Origin of the sequence: Henriciella aquimarina, assembly GCF_002088975.1 — a bacterium.
In the GTDB taxonomy this organism is placed as follows: domain Bacteria; phylum Pseudomonadota; class Alphaproteobacteria; order Caulobacterales; family Hyphomonadaceae; genus Henriciella; species Henriciella aquimarina.
Map to the genome: position 1 here is coordinate 67856 of NZ_NCST01000059.1, position 15966 is coordinate 83821.

General features: G+C 65.4%; 17 protein-coding genes. 11 read left to right on the plus strand and 6 right to left on the minus strand.

Features of this window, described 5'->3' with window-relative positions; translation table 11 throughout:
* Positions 1 to 114: 114 nt before the first annotated feature.
* Positions 115 to 696 (plus strand): TMEM165/GDT1 family protein, encoded by a 582-nt coding sequence (locus B8784_RS08380; protein ID WP_084397337.1) that lies wholly within the window; start codon positions 115 to 117, stop codon positions 694 to 696.
* Here the strand turns inward: B8784_RS08380 and B8784_RS08385 are convergent, their stop codons facing one another.
* Positions 697 to 2460, minus strand: a complete 1764-nt coding sequence (locus B8784_RS08385) for an acyl-CoA dehydrogenase (protein WP_084397379.1) — start codon at positions 2458 to 2460, stop codon at positions 697 to 699. It abuts the gene before it with no gap.
* Positions 2461 to 2578: 118 nt separating this feature from the next.
* Between B8784_RS08385 and B8784_RS08390 the strand changes: the two genes are divergently transcribed.
* From B8784_RS08390 to B8784_RS08415, 6 genes are read left to right on the plus strand one after another with little or no spacing between them, the layout of a single operon-like run.
* Positions 2579 to 3220 carry a YceI family protein gene (locus B8784_RS08390; protein WP_084397339.1) on the plus strand — a complete coding sequence of 214 codons (642 nt, stop codon included), beginning with the start codon at positions 2579 to 2581 and terminating at the stop codon, positions 3218 to 3220.
* A 35-nt stretch (positions 3221 to 3255) separates the two neighbouring features.
* A complete protein-coding gene (locus B8784_RS08395; RefSeq protein WP_084397342.1) occupies positions 3256 to 4056 on the plus strand; it encodes a YceI family protein in 801 nt (266 codons plus the stop codon).
* Between the two features lie 9 nt (positions 4057 to 4065).
* Positions 4066 to 5271, plus strand: coding sequence for a cytochrome b/b6 domain-containing protein (locus tag B8784_RS08400; RefSeq protein WP_084397345.1), 1206 nt, complete (start codon positions 4066 to 4068; stop codon positions 5269 to 5271).
* Positions 5272 to 6234 carry an L-threonylcarbamoyladenylate synthase gene (locus B8784_RS08405; RefSeq protein WP_233356028.1) on the plus strand — a complete coding sequence of 321 codons (963 nt, stop codon included), beginning with the start codon at positions 5272 to 5274 and terminating at the stop codon, positions 6232 to 6234.
* Positions 6235 to 6244: 10 nt separating this feature from the next.
* Entirely contained in the window at positions 6245 to 6850 is a 606-nt protein-coding gene (locus B8784_RS08410; RefSeq protein WP_158085635.1) for an FMN-binding negative transcriptional regulator, read from the plus strand.
* Complete coding sequence (locus B8784_RS08415; RefSeq protein ID WP_084397353.1) at positions 6847 to 8256, plus strand: FAD-binding oxidoreductase; 1410 nt, start codon at positions 6847 to 6849, stop codon at positions 8254 to 8256. The genes B8784_RS08410 and B8784_RS08415 overlap by 4 nt, the downstream gene beginning before the upstream one ends.
* A gap of 46 nt (positions 8257 to 8302) precedes the next feature.
* Here the strand turns inward: B8784_RS08415 and B8784_RS08420 are convergent, their stop codons facing one another.
* Both B8784_RS08420 and B8784_RS08425 read right to left on the minus strand, forming a co-directional pair.
* The gene (locus B8784_RS08420) at positions 8303 to 9529 is read right to left on the minus strand and encodes a hypothetical protein (RefSeq protein WP_084397355.1); all 1227 of its coding nucleotides are present in this window, start codon (positions 9527 to 9529) and stop codon (positions 8303 to 8305) included.
* 70 nt (positions 9530 to 9599) lie between these two features.
* On the minus strand, positions 9600 to 10151 hold the full coding sequence (locus B8784_RS08425; RefSeq protein ID WP_233356029.1) for a cupin domain-containing protein: 552 nt from the start codon (positions 10149 to 10151) through the stop codon (positions 9600 to 9602).
* Positions 10152 to 10305: 154 nt separating this feature from the next.
* Between B8784_RS08425 and B8784_RS08430 the strand changes: the two genes are divergently transcribed.
* The 3 genes from B8784_RS08430 (at position 10306) to B8784_RS08440 (ending at position 12253) form a co-directional block, all read left to right on the plus strand.
* On the plus strand, positions 10306 to 10590 hold the full coding sequence (locus B8784_RS08430; protein WP_084397357.1) for a DUF2218 domain-containing protein: 285 nt from the start codon (positions 10306 to 10308) through the stop codon (positions 10588 to 10590).
* A gap of 167 nt (positions 10591 to 10757) precedes the next feature.
* The gene (locus B8784_RS08435) at positions 10758 to 11654 is read left to right on the plus strand and encodes a fatty acid desaturase family protein (protein ID WP_169712616.1); all 897 of its coding nucleotides are present in this window, start codon (positions 10758 to 10760) and stop codon (positions 11652 to 11654) included.
* A 23-nt stretch (positions 11655 to 11677) separates the two neighbouring features.
* Positions 11678 to 12253, plus strand: coding sequence for an NUDIX domain-containing protein (locus B8784_RS08440; protein WP_143435374.1), 576 nt, complete (start codon positions 11678 to 11680; stop codon positions 12251 to 12253).
* On the opposite strand, the gene B8784_RS21285 is transcribed toward B8784_RS08440, so the two are convergent.
* The 3 genes from B8784_RS21285 to B8784_RS08450 are packed head-to-tail and all read right to left on the minus strand — an operon-like array spanning position 12254 to position 14866.
* The gene (locus tag B8784_RS21285) at positions 12254 to 12412 is read right to left on the minus strand and encodes a DUF2474 domain-containing protein (RefSeq protein WP_143435375.1); all 159 of its coding nucleotides are present in this window, start codon (positions 12410 to 12412) and stop codon (positions 12254 to 12256) included.
* Positions 12405 to 13439: a cytochrome d ubiquinol oxidase subunit II gene (gene cydB / locus B8784_RS08445; RefSeq protein ID WP_084397363.1), complete on the minus strand. Its 1035-nt coding sequence runs from the start codon at positions 13437 to 13439 to the stop codon at positions 12405 to 12407. The genes B8784_RS21285 and cydB overlap by 8 nt, the downstream gene beginning before the upstream one ends.
* Before the next feature lie 11 nt (positions 13440 to 13450).
* Complete coding sequence (locus B8784_RS08450; RefSeq protein ID WP_084397365.1) at positions 13451 to 14866, minus strand: cytochrome ubiquinol oxidase subunit I; 1416 nt, start codon at positions 14864 to 14866, stop codon at positions 13451 to 13453.
* A gap of 153 nt (positions 14867 to 15019) precedes the next feature.
* Here B8784_RS08450 and B8784_RS08455 point away from each other — a divergent pair, with 153 nt between their 5' ends.
* On the plus strand, positions 15020 to 15643 hold the full coding sequence (locus tag B8784_RS08455) for an HAD family hydrolase (RefSeq protein WP_084397368.1): 624 nt from the start codon (positions 15020 to 15022) through the stop codon (positions 15641 to 15643).
* Positions 15644 to 15966: the final 323 nt, after the last annotated feature.

Below are 15966 nucleotides of genomic sequence, written 5' to 3' on the forward strand. Positions count from 1 at the left end.
GCTTGGAGGACGACTTTTCCGTTCGGGCGAGACCAATGACACGCATGCTTCCGTCAGCCGGGCGGGGAGCACGCGCGTCCTTGGTGTCACAACTGCCCGGCTGGATATGTGTTCATGGACGCTCTTTTTACCTCCACCCTCATGGTCGCGATCGCCGAAATCGGCGACAAGACGCAATTGCTCGCCATCGTGCTGGCCACCCGGTTTCGCAAGCCGGTGCCGATCATCCTGGGCATTCTCGCCGCGACGATTGCCAACCACTTCCTCGCCGCCCTTGTCGGGGCGCAGGCCGCCGCCTTCCTCGATGGCGCCTGGTTCAGCTATCTCGTCGCCGCCTCCTTCATCGTGATGGGGCTGTGGACGCTTATCCCCGACACGCTGGACGAAGACGAAGAGCCCGCTCCGCCGCGCTGGGGCGCCTTTGTCGCGACGACCATCGCCTTCTTCCTGGTCGAGATGGGCGACAAGACCCAGCTTGCCACCATCGCGCTCGGCGCGCGCTTTCATGACGTTGTGGCCGTCACCGCCGGCACCACGCTCGGCATGATGATCGCCAATGTCCCGGCCGTCTTCCTCGGCAATGAGCTGATCAAGCGCATCCCGATGAAGGTGGTCCACATGATCGCCGCCGCGCTGTTCATCCTCATCGGCGTCTGGATGCTGGCCGACACCGCCGGCCTGTTTGCCAGCGCCTGACTAGAGGCCGAACAGGGCTTCGCTTTCTTCCAGGAAGGCATCGCCGCCATGGGTGATGCCCGAGATCCGGCCCGGGGCTTCGGCAAGCGCTGTCTCGGCGAAGAAGCCGGCAAGCGCGGTCATCCGGCCGCGCATCGCCCCGCCTGTCGCGCGGGCCGCCAGCGCGCCCCGTGTCAGGAAGTGGCCGCCAATCACATCGCCGGCAAGCTTCAGATAGGCCGTGGCGCCCGAAAGCCCCTTTTCCTTCTCGGCCTTCATGGCCCCGGCCATCCAGCTGGTCGCCTCGTCCAGCGCATCGGCAGCCGACGCCAGCCGGTCGGCGATATGGACAAGCTGCGGGTCGTTCGTCTCCCGCGCGCTCTGGGCGGTCTCGCGGATTTCGCTGACCATGTCGGCCATCGCCTTGCCGTCCGACATGGCGAGCTTGCGGCCCACAAGGTCAATCGCCTGGATGCCGTTCGTGCCTTCATAGATCGGCGCAATCCGCGCATCGCGGTAGAGCTGGGCAGCCAGCGTCTCGTTCATGAAGCCCATGCCGCCATGGATCTGCACCCCGAGGCTCGCCATCTCGACGCCCATATCCGTCGACCAGGCCTTGGCGATGGGGGTGAGCAGCTCCTCGCGCATCTTCGCAGCCGCGCGCGTCTCTTCGCTCGCCCCGGCTTCGGCCTCGTCGGCGGCCAGCCCGCAGGCATAGCAGATCGCGCGGGAGGCCATGACATTGGCGCGCATCGTCGTCAGCGTGCGGCGGATGTCGGCATGGTGCAGGATCGGAGCGGGGCCATCGACGCCCGGCACCCGGCCCTGCTTACGCTCCTGGGCATATTCATAAGCCGTCTGATACGCCGCTTCGCCGACGCCGACGCCTTCCAGGCCGACATTGAGGCGGGCGGAGTTCATCATGGTGAACATGCAGGCAAGCCCTCTGTTCTCCTCGCCGACCAGCCAGCCGGTCGCGCCCTCATACTCCATTACGCAGGTCGGGCTGGCATGAATGCCGATCTTCTTTTCCAGCCCGATACACTGCACCTTGTTGCGCTCGCCCAGCGAGCCGTCCTCATTGACCATCACTTTCGGCACAACGAAGAGCGAGATGCCCTTCGAGCCCTCCGGCGCATCCGGCAGGCGGGCGAGGACGAGGTGAATGATATTGTCGGTGAGGTCGTGATCGCCCCAGGTGATGTAGATCTTCTGGCCGGTGATGGCGTAGGAGCCGTCCCCGTTCGGCACGGCCTTGGTCTTCATCGCCCCGAGGTCCGAGCCGGCCTGCGGCTCCGTCAGGTTCATCGTGCCCGTCCATTCGCCGGAGACGAGCTTGGGCAGGTATTTCTTCTGCTCGGCCTCGCCGCCATGCGCCAGCAGCGCCTCGATCGCGCCGAGGCTCAGCATCGGGCAGAGGCCGAAGCTCATATTCGCGCCGTGGATCAGCTCCAGCACCGCATTGGCGAGCGTACCGGGCAGGCCCTGGCCGCCCCATTCTTCCGGCGCCGACAGGCCCATCCAGCCGCCTTCGGCAAAGGCCTTGTAAGCCTCCTTGAAACCGTGCGGCGCGACCACCCCGTCGCCGGTCAGCTGCGCGCCCTGTTCGTCGCCCGGCTGGTTCAGCGGCGCGAGCACTTCGCCAGCGAGCTTGCCGGCCTCTTCCAGGATCGGCTCGACGAGGTCCATGTCGAAATTCTCGAAGCGCTCGCCCTGCAGGCGGGCAATGCCAGCCACATCCTTCAGCGCGAACAGCATGTCCTCGACCGGCGCCTTGTAACTCATCTGATGCATCTCCTGGATATGTGCTATGTCTTGAGGGTCCAGATCAGGTCTGGATAGACTGCGAATTCTGTTTAGTTACTCTTGTTCAAACAACTGGTTAGTCCTGAGGAGTTCGTCCATGCGTTCAATCATCACATCTGCCGCCGCCGCTGCGCTTCTGGCCGCCCCGGCTGTCGCGGAGAAGACACTCGATGGCGTCGCGGACGCCACCTACCAGCTCGACCCGAACCACGCCTTCCTGACCTGGACCGTCGTCCATAACGGCCTGTCGGAATACACCGCGACCTTCACCGACTTCAATGCCACGCTCGACTTCAATCCGGAAGAGCCGACCGCCTCGAGCATCGAAGTCACCATCGACCCGATGGGCCTGGAGACGAATTATCCCGCCGACTACAAGGAAGGCCACCCCGACAGCCAGTTCGATAGCTGGAACGAGGCGCTCTCGAAGGACAACCGCTTCCTGAACGGCGACCAGTTCTCGCCGATCACCTTCGTCTCGACCGGCTCTGAAAAGACCGGCGAGTATACCGGCACGGTCACCGGCGACCTGACCTTCCGCGGTGTGACCAAGCCGGTCACAATGGATGTCACCTATAACGGCACCGCCAACCTGCCCTGGTATGGCGAGCGCGACCTGGTCGGTTTCAACGCAACCACCACCATCAACCGCTCCGATTTCGGCATGGACGCCCTGCAGGGGATGATTTCCGACGAGGTTGTCATCGAATTTTCGGGCGAATTCCTGCAGAATGAATAGGTTGCCATCTGCTCACTGAAAAAGGTCCAGACTCCATGCATCTGAAATCCCTGTTTCTCGCCGCCGGCACCAGCCTGGTGCTCGCGGCCTGCTCGCCTTCCGGCGAGACCGACGGCGCCACCGATCCGGTGAGCGCCGAGACCCCGCCGGCCGAAACCACCGCGCCGGAAGCCGACACCAGCGAAGACACGGCCAGCGACGCCGCCTCGGCCGACAAGCTGGAAGGCGCCTCGGCGGGCACCTACAGCCTCGAGCCGACGCACGCCTTCCTCACCTTCACCGTGCGCCATAACGGCCTGTCGGAATACACGGTCAACTTCACCGATTTCGACGCCACGATGGAGTTCAACCCGGACGACCCGACGAGCTCGTCCATCGAGGTCACGATCGACCCGATGGCGCTGAACGTCCATCTCGCCTCCGACTTCAAGGAAGGCCATCCCGACAGCCCGTATGACAGCTGGCCGCAAGCCCTCTCGCGCGATGCGCGCTTCCTGAACGCCGACGAATTCCCGGAGATCACCTTCGTCTCGACCGGCGCGGAAAAGACCGGCGACTATACCGGCACCGTCACCGGCGACCTCACCTTTCTCGGCGAGACGAAGCCCGTCACGCTGGACGTCACCTATAATGGCGTCGGCAACCAGCCCTGGTATGGCGAGCGGGACCTGATCGGCTTCAACGCCAAGACCACGATCAACCGCTCCGAGTTCGGCCAGGATTCGCTTGAAGGCATCATCTCCGATGAAGTCGTCATCGAGTTCTCGGGTGAGTTCCTGCAGGACGAGGCCCCGGCAGACGCCGAGGCCGGCTCCGAACCAACAGAAGAAGAATAAACCAGACCAATGACCCAGTCATCGCGCTATGGCGCCGTTGCGATCGCCCTTCACTGGGCGATCGCGCTTGGCATTATCGGCATGATCCTGCTCGGCTGGAACATGGACAACAATGAATCCCTGTTCCAGCTGCACAAGTCGATCGGCATCACCATCCTGCTCCTGACGATAGCCCGCATCGTCTGGCGCCTCATAAACCCTGTCCCGCCCCTGCCAGCGGAGATGGCCGGTTATGAAAAGACGCTGAGCCATATCGTGCACGGCACCTTCTATGTGCTGATGCTCGCCATGCCACTGACCGGCTGGCTGGTCGTCTCGACCTCCTATGAATTCGACATCCCGACCGTGCTCTACGGCACTGTCAGCTGGCCGGACCTGCCGGTCGGTTTCATGTCGAACGAGACCGGGCATGCGATTGCCGAATTCGTCCACTCCAAGCTCGCCTGGGTCGCCATTGTCCTGCTCGGCCTGCATGTCGCCGGCGCAGTGAAGCACGAGATCGGCGGCGAGGAAGGCGTTCTGAAACGCATGATCCCGGGCCTGTTCGGCAAGCCCGACGCACCGAGCCCGCCGCCGCGCGGCTTCCTGCCGGCCTTCGGCGCGGCCATCGCCATCTTCCTGCTGATCGCTTTCGTCCCGCCGCTCTTTTCCGGCGCGGCGAGCAGCCCGTCGGGCGCGGAAAACGTCGATGACGCCGGCGTCAATGAAGAGGCGTTCAATCCGAACTGGACCGTCAATCAGGAGGCCTCCAGTATCACCTTCTCCGGCACGCATGATGGCAGCGAATATAGCGGCCGCTTCGGCGACTGGTCGGCCGATATCCGCTTCGATGCGGACAATCTCGAGGATGCCCGCGCCATCGTCTCGGTGAAGACGGCCTCGGCCAGGGCCAGCAAGAAGCTCTACACCGACAGCCTCAAATCGAAGGAATGGTTCGATGTCGAGGGCCACCCCACCGCCAGCGTGGTGCTGACCGATTTCCAGGAGACCGACAGCGGCTACACCGCCGAGGCCGCTATCACGATCAAGGACAGCACCGTCACCGTGCCCTTCCCTTTCACCCTCGACATCGAGGGCGACACCGCCCGGATGGACGGGACGGCCACGGTGCAGCGCACCCCGCTCAGCCTCGGCCAGACCTCCGATCCCGGTGCCGACTGGGTGGGCGAGGATGTGAACATCGCAGTGTCCGTCGAGGCCTCGCGCGTGGACTGAATGAGTGTTACCTCACGGGCGACCATGACCGCCCCTGTCCTCCTGCCTGACCCGGACACAATCCGGAACGCGACAGCCATCCTGTCGCGCGGCGGCCTCGTGGCGATGCCGACCGAGACGGTTTACGGCCTCGCCGGCGATGCCACCAATCCCAAAGCGGTGGCGCGGATATATGCGGTAAAGGAACGCCCCGTTTTCAACCCGCTCATCGCGCATGTCGCCTCGCCGCACGCCGCGTTTGCCCAGGGCGCCTTTTCGCCCGAGGCGCGCGAGCTCGCCCTGCACTTCTGGCCCGGCCCGCTCACCCTTGTCGTCAATGCGACGCCGGACACCACGGTCTGCGACCTCGCCCGCGCCGGCCTCGACACGCTGGCCCTGCGCGTCCCGGCCCATCCCGACGCCCAGGCCCTACTGGAAGAGTTCGGCAAGCCGCTGGTCGCGCCCTCGGCCAACCCGTCGGGGCGGATCAGCCCGACACAGGCGGCCCATGTCGCCGCCGATCTCGGGGACAAGATCGACCTCATCCTCGATGGCGGCCCCTGCCGGGAAGGCATCGAGTCCACCGTCATCGATGCGCGTTGGGCGACCCCCGCCCTGTTGCGCAAGGGCACGCTGTCGCCGGCCATGATCGATGCCGTCTGGCCCGGCCTTACCGAAGGCGGCGGCGAGGGCCAGCCCGTCTCGCCCGGCCAGCTCTTGCGCCACTATGCGCCCGACGCCGCGCTGCGGCTGAACGCGGACAGCCCCGCGCCAGGCGAGGCGTTTCTTGGCTTCGGCGCGGTGAGTGGGGCCACGCTCAACCTGTCGCCATCCGGCGATCTCGCGGAAGCCGCGGCCAATCTCTTCGCCATGCTGCGCGAGCTCGACAAGACGCATGACCGCATCGCCGTCGCCCCCATTCCCGGCGACGGGCTGGGGGCTGCGATCAATGACCGTCTGGTCCGCGCCGCCAATCGAAGCTAGAACACCAGACATGCACCCGGCTCCGGCCTTTCTCGAAACCGATCGCGACCGGCTCCTCAGGCGGACCGAGGCCTGGCCCTTTGCCGCCATTATCGGCGTGGCCGACGGACGCCCCCATGTCGCGCACAGCCCCGTTATCCGCGGTGGGGAAGGCACACTGCGTTTTCACCTCGCCCGCATGAACCCGGCCTGTCAGGCCATCACCGCCGCCGGGCGCGCGCTCATCGTCTTCACCGGGCCCAACGATTACATATCGCCGGACTGGTACGGCCAGGAGGACCAAGTCCCGACCTGGAACTATCTCTCCGTGGAAGCGGAAGGCCCCGTCACCCCGCAGGACGAAGCCGGCGCGACACGCTTCCTGGACGACCTCTCGGCGCGTTTCGAGGAAGACCTTTTCCCCAAGCCGGCCTGGACGCGCGACAAGATGCGCCCCGGCAGCTTCGAGCGCCAGCTGGCCGGCATCACCGTCTTCTCCCTGGCGCCCGAGCGCCTCGAAGGCATCACCAAGATCGGCCAGAACAAGCCCGCCGAAGTGCGCCAGCGCGCAGGCCGCGCCTTGAAAGCCAGCGGCGGCGACCCAACCATTTCGAGCATGATGGAGCGTGATTCATGACCCGCCCGAGCGAAGATTTCCTGAAAGCCGCAAAGGCCCTTCTCGGCGAGAAAGGCTGGAGCGAGGATCCCGACAAGCTGAACGAGGTGGCCACGCCCTGGCGCGGCACATGGCCGGGCGAGACGCCCTTCCTCGCCCTGCCCGGCTCCACCGAGGAGGCCGCCGGGCTGGTGAAGCTCTGCGGCGAACATCGCGTCGCGCTGGTCCCGCAGGGCGGCAATACCGGCCTCGTCGATGGTGGCACGCCGCATGGCGAAATCACCGTCTCGATGCGCCGGATGAAACAGGTCCGCAATGTCGACACGCGCAACAACTCGCTCACCATCGAGGCCGGCGCGCCGCTGGTGGACGCGCAGGCCGCCGCCGATGACGCCAACCGCCTCTTCCCGCTCTCGCTCGGCTCGGAAGGCCAGGCGACGATTGGCGGGCTGATCTCGACCAATGCCGGCGGCGTGGCCGTGCTGCGCTACGGCATGATGCGGGATCTGATCTTGGGCCTCGAAGTCGTCCTGCCCTCAGGCGAGGTCTGGGACGGGCTGTCGGGGCTGCGCAAGAACAATACGGGCTACGACCTGAAACACCTCTTTGCCGGCGCCGAAGGCACGCTTGGCCTGATCACGGCGGCGACGTTGAAGCTCTTCCCCAAGGTGGCGAAGGCGACCGGCTGGGTGATCTGCAAGTCGGCGAGCGACGTCGTCGATCTGCTGGCGCTGGTGCGCGAGCATGCCGGCGACACGGTAACGAGCTTCGAGATCATCCCGGCGCGCGCCATCGAGATGGTGCAGGCCGACGTGCCCGACACGCGCGACCCGGCGCCGTCCGACCTGCCATGGCGGGTGCTGGTCGAGATCTCCATGTCGCGCGAGGACCAGGCGCGCGAGGCCCTGATGGAAGCGCTTGGCGATGCCATCGAGAAGGAACTCGCCGACAATGTCATCATGGCCGAGAATCAGGCCCAGGCCGACAGCTTCTGGCATATCCGCGAGACCATCCCGCTGTCCAAACGCGCCTTCGGCACCGCCATCAATCACGACATCTCCGTGCCGGTCTCGGCCATTCCGGAGTTTCTGGAGGTGACGGAAAAGGCGATCCACGAGGTCGCCAGCAACACCGAGATCGTCGCCTTCGGCCATGTCGGCGACGGCAATCTGCACTATTCCGCCTGCGAACCGGCCGAAACAAACACCCCGTTTCTCGCCAATCATGCCGGCGAGATCACGCGCATCGTGCACGAGCAGGCCATGTCCTTTGGCGGCTCGATCAGCGCCGAGCACGGTGTGGGGCGGCTGAAGCGCGACGAGCTGGCCGGCATCCGCCCAGACTGCGCGACCGCCACGATGCGGGCGATCAAGACCGCGCTCGACCCGCTCGGCATCATGAATCCGGGCCGCGTCGTCAGCGTCTGAACCCCCGCCCAGGCACAAGCATGAAGGGCCGGGCGACAGCGCGCCGTCAGGCGACGCGCCGCGCCCGTGCCCGGCCGGAAGCAAGGACAAGCAGCGCCACGAAGGCAATGCTCGTCGCCTGGGAGGAAAACACTTCCAGCATCACCGCGAAGAACCAGGCGGGCAGCCCGCGCGCCGGGGCAGCGGCGTCGAGCACTTCCGGCCCGCCCTCGCCGAGCAGGCTTTGGCGCGCGGTCTCGATCTTCGCTTCGAGCGCGGCGCGGCGTTTCGCCAGGCCCAGCTCGTTCTGCGCATCGCGATAGGGTTTCTGCCAGGTCCGCCCGACGTCTTCGACCCCGCGCAGATACTCTTCCAGCCCCTCGACCGAGCGCGTCTCGGGCGGGATGCCGTCGAGCTGTCGGCGATAGTCGGCGATCTGCGCCTCGATCACCGCGCGCGCCTCACCGGCGGCCTCGGCGGCTTCGGCCTGCACGTCGCGATTGGTCTCCATATACATTGCCGTGCCGAGCACGCTGGTCGCCGCGCCGGCCAGCGCGAAGACAAGCGCGCGCACCCCTTCCTTCCGCCGCCCGCCGGAGACATGCCACCAGAAGAAGGTGAAGCCGCCGAACGAGCAGACCGAGGCGATCACGCCCGCCCAGCCCCAGATGCGCCCCTGCACCGGCTCGGCCACGCTGGCGCTGAAGGCCTGGAAATTGGCGAAGGCCGACAGCCCGGCCGCAGCCAGCCCCGCGCCAAGGAAGACGAGCGAGAGAAGAATGATGATCAGCGCCTCGAACACCCCGCGCCGCCGGGGGGCGAGTGGCGGCTCCGCCACGCCAACCCCGGGCGCTTCGGCCCCTGCCCAGCCCTGCGGCTCTGCCGCATGCGTCCCCCGCGCGGCCCCCGGCTCGTCCAGCAGTTCCGCGCGCCAAGTCTCTATCTCGTCCTCCTGCTGGTCTTCGACAGCGGGCGCGGGATCTTCCTCACGCACTGCCGGCAGGGTCTCGCCCCTGTCCCGGCGCAGCGGAATCACATTGGCCTCGCTATAGCTGTCAGGGTCGGCGTGAACCTCACCGTCCTCCAGCTCGCTCAGATATATGCGGATCGGGGCTTCCACCCCGCAATTGGAACAGCGCGCCTGCCCCGTGCGCAGGCTGAGCTTCAGGCCCGCCGGCGCATTGCAGCGCGGGCACTCCACCCGGGCGGTGTCCCCGTCGCCAAACGCGTCCTCGAAGCCGTGCGCGACCAGCAGCGCCCACAACTCACCTGTGCGTTGCTGAATAGCTTCCATGAAATTGTGCCCTGCGCGTTGTCATTCATGATCACCAACAGAACACTAACAGAACAAATGGGGAATAAAGTCAAGACCTGTCGACGAGCACCGCCACGAACAGCGCGGGCTGGTTACCCTCGGCGACCCAGGCATGGTTGGTCGCGCGCTGCACCACGACGTCGCCGGGCTCCAGCACGGTCTCGTCGTCATCGAGCAGCAGACGGACCCGGCCTTTCACCAGGATGATCGCATCCAGCGTGTCGGTCTTGTGCATGGCCGGATGGCGCGACGTATCCGGCTGGTGATCGCCTGCCCCCATCTCGACGAAGGCGGCCCGCGTGATCTCGCGTACCTGTTCGGCCGGCACGCCGTCCGGCGCGGGCTCGATGGCGAACCAGCGGATCTTCACTCCGCCCTTTGGGGGCGAGAGCTGCGGCTTGCCGATGCCCCGGTCGGCCTCATCCGTCGTCTCGATCGCCCCGCTGGTCGCATCGGTCCAGATCTCGAACAGCCCGCCCAGCTCCCCGGTGCGGAACTCGGCCGCCTGCGGGCCATCGATCAGGATGCGCGAACGCCCCTCTTCCGTCTCGCCCGTCACGATGCGGCGCAACCCGAAACCGCCCTCTGTCTGCTCTGCCATGCTTTCCTCCCGTCTTCTGTTTGGCCGATCCATAGCCGGGCCCGCCTGCCGCGTCCAACGGCTTCGGAATAGGACTTATGGAGACGATAAGAGATGACATGCAAATGCCTCGCATTTACATTTGAGCCGAACACGATTCAGACAGGAGCCCCTCATGACCCGACAGGCCATCGTCGCGACCGCCCATGCCAGCCGCTACCTCCAGCAGCTCTGCAAGCACTGGTCCCACAAATTCGACGTCGACTACTCACCCAACGCCGGACGGATCGCCCTGCCCCTCGGCGATGTGGCCCTCAAGGCCGGCGAGACGGACCTGACCATTCAGATCACCCCGACATCGGTGGACAATCTCGAAAAGCTGGAAGACGTCGTCGCCAGCCATATCGACCGCTTCGCCCACAAGGAGGGCGGCCTCACCTATGACTGGCAGCCGGCCTGATCGCCAGAGCGCGAAAGAGGCAACCCTGCCACACCGGCTCACAAATCCGTCAGAACACAGCCGTGCGAACACATCCCCCCTTCCCGAAGCTGAAAATCATTCTTAATCTTGTGGAAGAGGATTTGGCCGAGACTGGCCGAAAGTCCTGACTGGCCCTGGAGGATTATATGCCGAAAATTCCGCGTTCACTCGCGATCCCGAAAACGTGGAAAACGTTCGATATTGCGAGTTGCTTTTCGGCCTTCATCTATCCCGCCCTCGGCCTGGCCATGCTGATCACGATGGTCGCGCTCGGTTTTGCGCTGACCCATATCGAGCTGAAGCTCTGGTATCTGCCGCTGTCGCTCGGCGTGATCGCGCTGACCATCTTCGTCTGCAATGCCGGCATCGGCCCGCTTCACCGGCTGATGCAGCATCGCGCCGGCGAGATGCGCTGGCCGGCACAGGTGCTCACCATGGTCAATCTGATGATCGCCATGCAGGGCAATGTGAAGGACTGGGTGAACTATCACTCCCAGCATCACCGCTTCTCCGACGGCCCCGGCGATCCGCACAATCCGTTTGAATCCAAGCGCTGGGCCTGGGTCGGCTGGATCCTGTTCCGCGACAAGAAAGACCTGATGCGCCCGATGCCGATGTGGCTGAAGACCCATCCGATCATTGTCTGGATGGACGACTTCTACAATTCGATTTCGCTGGTCATCCACCTGCTGATCCCGGCAGCGATCTATCTCATCGTCTGGGCGGCGGGCGGCTCGCTCGTGCTGACAGCCATCATGCATGCCAGCGTCGTCATCGGCCGGGCGATCCAGTTCCACGCCACCACCTATGGCATCAACGTGCTGGGCCACCTGAAGACGCCGGCCTGGGCCGACCACCTGATGGCGCTGCTGACCGGCGGCGAAGCCTTCCACGACCATCACCATGACGAGCCGATCTCCGCGCTGCACCGTCCGCGCAAGGGCCTCTGGAACCGCATCGTGGATTATAACGGCACCATGCTGCTCATCTATGAGAAGCTCGGCTGGGTGCGGAACCTCAAGATCGCCCCGCAATTCGCGTGACCGGCGGGCCGAAACCGCCCCGCGTGAAGAATATCGAGCGGACCGTCCTGTCGGATGACTGGGCGGTCCTTTCAAAATACGAGTTCGATTATCGCCACAGCGACGGCCGGTGGGAGCATCAGGACCGCGAGGTCTATGATCGCGGCGAGTCGGTCGCCGTCCTGCCCTATGATCCGGGTCGCGGCACCGTGCTGCTGCTGCGCCAGTTCCGGCTGCCGGTCGCGCTGACCGAAGAGGCGGCGGCCGGCGAGGAAGGCCTGCTGATCGAGGCGTGCGCCGGCGCGGTCGACGATGACAGCACCGAAGAAACCGTCCACCGCGAAGCGCTCGAAGAGCTCGGCGTACGCCTGCATGAGGCCCGCGCCGCGTTCACCGCCTATTCCAGCCCCGGCAGCCTGAGCGAACGGGTCGCCTGCTACACTGCCCGCTACGCCCCGTCCGACCGGGTCGAGGCCGGTGGCGGGCGCAGCGATGAAGGCGAGGATATCGAAGTGCTGGAAATGCCGCTCGAAGAGGCCTTCGCCATGATCGCCTCCGGCGCCATTCGCGACGCGAAGACCATAGCCCTCCTGCAGCATCTCAAACTGTCGCTCGCCTGATCAGCCGATGTAGAGCAGTCCGCGCAGCAGGTAGGCCGTCGCCGCGACCACGGTAAGGCTCGCCAGGGCAAGCCCCGCCATCCAGAGCAGTCTCTGCCAGAGCGGACGCGCGCCAGCGCCTGTCTCGTCGGGGCCTTGCGGCTCGATGAGGTCAGTCATGATAGGCCTCGTCCGGGTCCACCTTGCCCCAGAAGAGCGAGTAGACATAGCCGGTATAGATCAGGATGACGGGCAGCATGATCCCGGCGCCGACCAGCATCAGGCCCAGTGCATTGTCACGCGCCGCGGCCTGCCAGATGTCGATCTGGAAGGGCACGATGGTCGGAAACAGGCTCACCCCGAGGCCGAGATAGCCCGACAGGAAGATCCCGACCGAATAGAGATAGGGCCGCCAGTCCGGCGCCTTCACGTCCCAGGCAAGGTCCCGCCCGGCGAGCACGACCAGCAACATGCCGGCCAGCGGAATGGGCGAGAGCGGCAACACCTTCGCCAACTCGATCTCGGCCATGGAGACGCCCCAGCGCTCGGTCACGCGCGGATCGATGGAGAGCGTCGCAAGGCTCACCGCGGCGAAGCAGACCGCCACCCCGGCGAGCGCCATCAGCGCCCGTTTGCGCGCACGTGCCTGTACCGCACCTTCGGTCTTCAGCACCAGCCAGCAAGCGCCGAGCAAGGTGTAGCCGATGGCGACCGAGACCGCGACGAGCAGTGAGAACGGCGTCAGCCAGTCGAACGCGCCACCGGCGAAGCTGCGCCCCTCGACCGTCACGCCCTGGATGAAGCCGCCGAGGATCAGCCCCTGCGCCAGCGCGGCGGCGAGCGACCCGCCGAAGAAGGCGCCGTTCCAGAACAGCCGTGTCGGCTTGCGCACCGCCTTGTGGCGGAACTCGAAGGCCACGCCCCGGAAGATCAGCGCCGCCAGCATCAGGAGCACCGGCAGGTAAAAGGCCGGCATCAGGATCGCATAGGCCAGCGGAAAGGCGGCAAACAGCCCGCCGCCGCCGAGGATCAACCAGGTCTCGTTGCCATCCCAGACCGGCTCGATGGAGGCGGTCATGAGGTTGCGCTCCTCATCGTCCCTGGCGAGCCCGGTCAGGATGCCGACGCCAAGGTCCATGCCGTCCAGCAGGACATAGAGCATCACGGCGGTCGCGATCAGGAAAGACCAGATAAGCGGCAGATCCATGGCAGCCTCCCCTATTTCCGCGGCTCTGTTGGACGGTGCGGCACTTCGGCCGGATCGTCGACGGCGCCCAGCGACCAGCCCGGCGGGCGGTGCTCGCGCTCGGGCGGTTCGGGCGCGTCATCCTCGAAGCCGCGCGTCGCGATGCGCGCCATGTAGACGGTGCCGGCGGTAAACACGATGGCATAGACGACCATGAAGATGAGGAGCGAGGTCGCGACCTGCCCGGTACTGACCGGCGCGACACTGTCCTCGGTGCGCAGATAGCCATAGACGGTATAGGGCTGGCGGCCGACCTCGGCGACGATCCAGCCGGTAATGACCGAGAGGAAACCCAGCGCCCCGCCCGGCACGGCCAGCCCATGGAATAGCCCCGCCCGGTCGATCCGCCCGCGCCACCAGAGCACGCATCCCCAGAGGCCCAGCGCCAGCATCACAAGCCCGGCGCCGACCATGATGCGGAAGCTCCAGAAGACCAGCCAGACCGGCGGGCGGTCTTCCTTGGCGAATGCCTTCAGGCCTTGCAGCGGTTCGTCGCTGGAAAAGAGGTACGGGCTCGTGGCCGGCACGGCGATCTCGGCGATGTTGCGCTCATTCTCCTCGTCCGGTAGCGCGAACAGCACCGTCGGCTGGACCTCGCGCGTCTCCCACCAGCCTTCGATGGCGGCGACCTTGGCCGGCTGGTGCTCATGCGCCACCTCACCCGACCAGTGGCCCGCCCAGATCTGCAGCGGCATCAGCACTGCCAGCGTGCCCGCCGCCATGCGGATCTGCCAGCGCGTCGGCTCGGAGGAATGCCGGCGCAGCACCTGCCAGGCCCCCGCCGCCATGATCACCGCCGCCGTCGTGATGAAGGCCGCCAGCATCATGTGGACATAGCGCGACGGGAAACTCGGATTGAAGATCACCGCCAGCCAGTCGGTCGCATAGAAATTGCCGGTCTCGGGATCGGTGGCAAAGCCCGCCGGGGTCTGCATCCAGCTATTGGCCGAGAGGATCCAGAAGGCCGAAATCGTCGTGCCGATGGCGACCGCGCAGGTCGCGATGAAATGCAGCGTATTGCCGACGCGCTTCCAGCCGAACAGCATCACGCCCAGGAAGGTCGCCTCCAGGAAGAAGGCGGTCAGCACTTCATAGCCGAGCAGCGGCCCGATCACACTGCCCGCCTTGTCGGAAAAGACCGACCAGTTGGTGCCGAACTGGTAGCTCATCACCACGCCCGAGACGACGCCCATCGCAAAGGCGAGCGCGAAGATCTTGATCCAGTGCAGGTAAAGCCGCTTGAAGACGTCGCGCTTGGTCCACAGCCACAGCCCCTCGCAGACGGCCAGGAACGCCGCCAGCCCGATGGTGAAAGCCGGGAAGAGAATGTGGAAGGCAATGACGAAAGCGAACTGAAGCCGCGACAGGATGAGTGCATCAAGTTCCATCGGCCATGCTCCGGACATCAGCTGGTTTCAGTCTATAGATTCTGCCTGCCATATACAAAGAGTGGTTCGCGCGGGCGTTGCGGCAAACTTGCCGTCTGGAAATCCGCCGGCGGGGCGTTAGATGTCTCGCATCAGCCAGGGAGGGAGCCCGTCATGTCCAGCCTCAAGCACAAGGTCATCGCCTGGGATTTCGACGGCGTCCTCAATGCCAATATGGATGGCGGCATCTTCCTCTGGATGACAACCTTCGAGCAGGATACCGGCCTCTCCATGCGCTCGCTCGCCTCCTACCTCTTCTCCGGACGCTTCCAGAAAGCCATGGTCGGCGAGGCGGACCTGCACGAGCTGGTCGGAGACTGGGCCGAGAAGGAAGGCGTGCCGCACCGCGCCGGCGAGGTGATCGACTACTGGTTCGACAAGGACCATATCCCCGATACGAAGACGCTCGACATCGTGCGCCGGGCGCGCGAGGCCGGCGCCATCAATGTCATCGCCACCAATAATGAGGCCTACCGCGCCGCCTTTATCGAGGAGAAAGGCTTTGGCGAACACATGCACGAAGTCTTCGCCGCCGGGCGCATGTGCCTCGCCAAACCCGACCTTGCCTATTTCAAACATATCGAGGACGCGCTGGGATACTTCGGCAAGGATGTTATCCTGATCGACGATTTCGAGGAAAACGTCGACGCCGCCCGCCGACACGGCTGGGACGCCCACCTCTTCACCCCGAACAATCACGACGCCGTCGCCAAGGCGATCGGGCTCGCGGGCGTTTAGGCCTCCCTTTCCGGAACGCCCTTCCCCTCTCCCGGATGCAGGAGAAGGGAGATTCATCCGCCCCCTCTCACCCGCCAGCTATACCCTCTCCATCCCACCGCTCTGACAGGGCGGTCCGGACCGGCCGGATGGCGGTGGGGATGCGGAGGTGACTTTTAGCTGCGGGCGGGCCTAACGCCCCGTCCAGCGGTGAGCATCGTGTGGGACGAAGGCGGACGCCAGCAGCCTGGCGTTGCAGACCGTTACCGAGATGGGCCGGGAAGGGACACCTGAACGGCCGACACCCTTCGCAGGGCGCGTCCTCAATGGGCGCTCATAGCCAC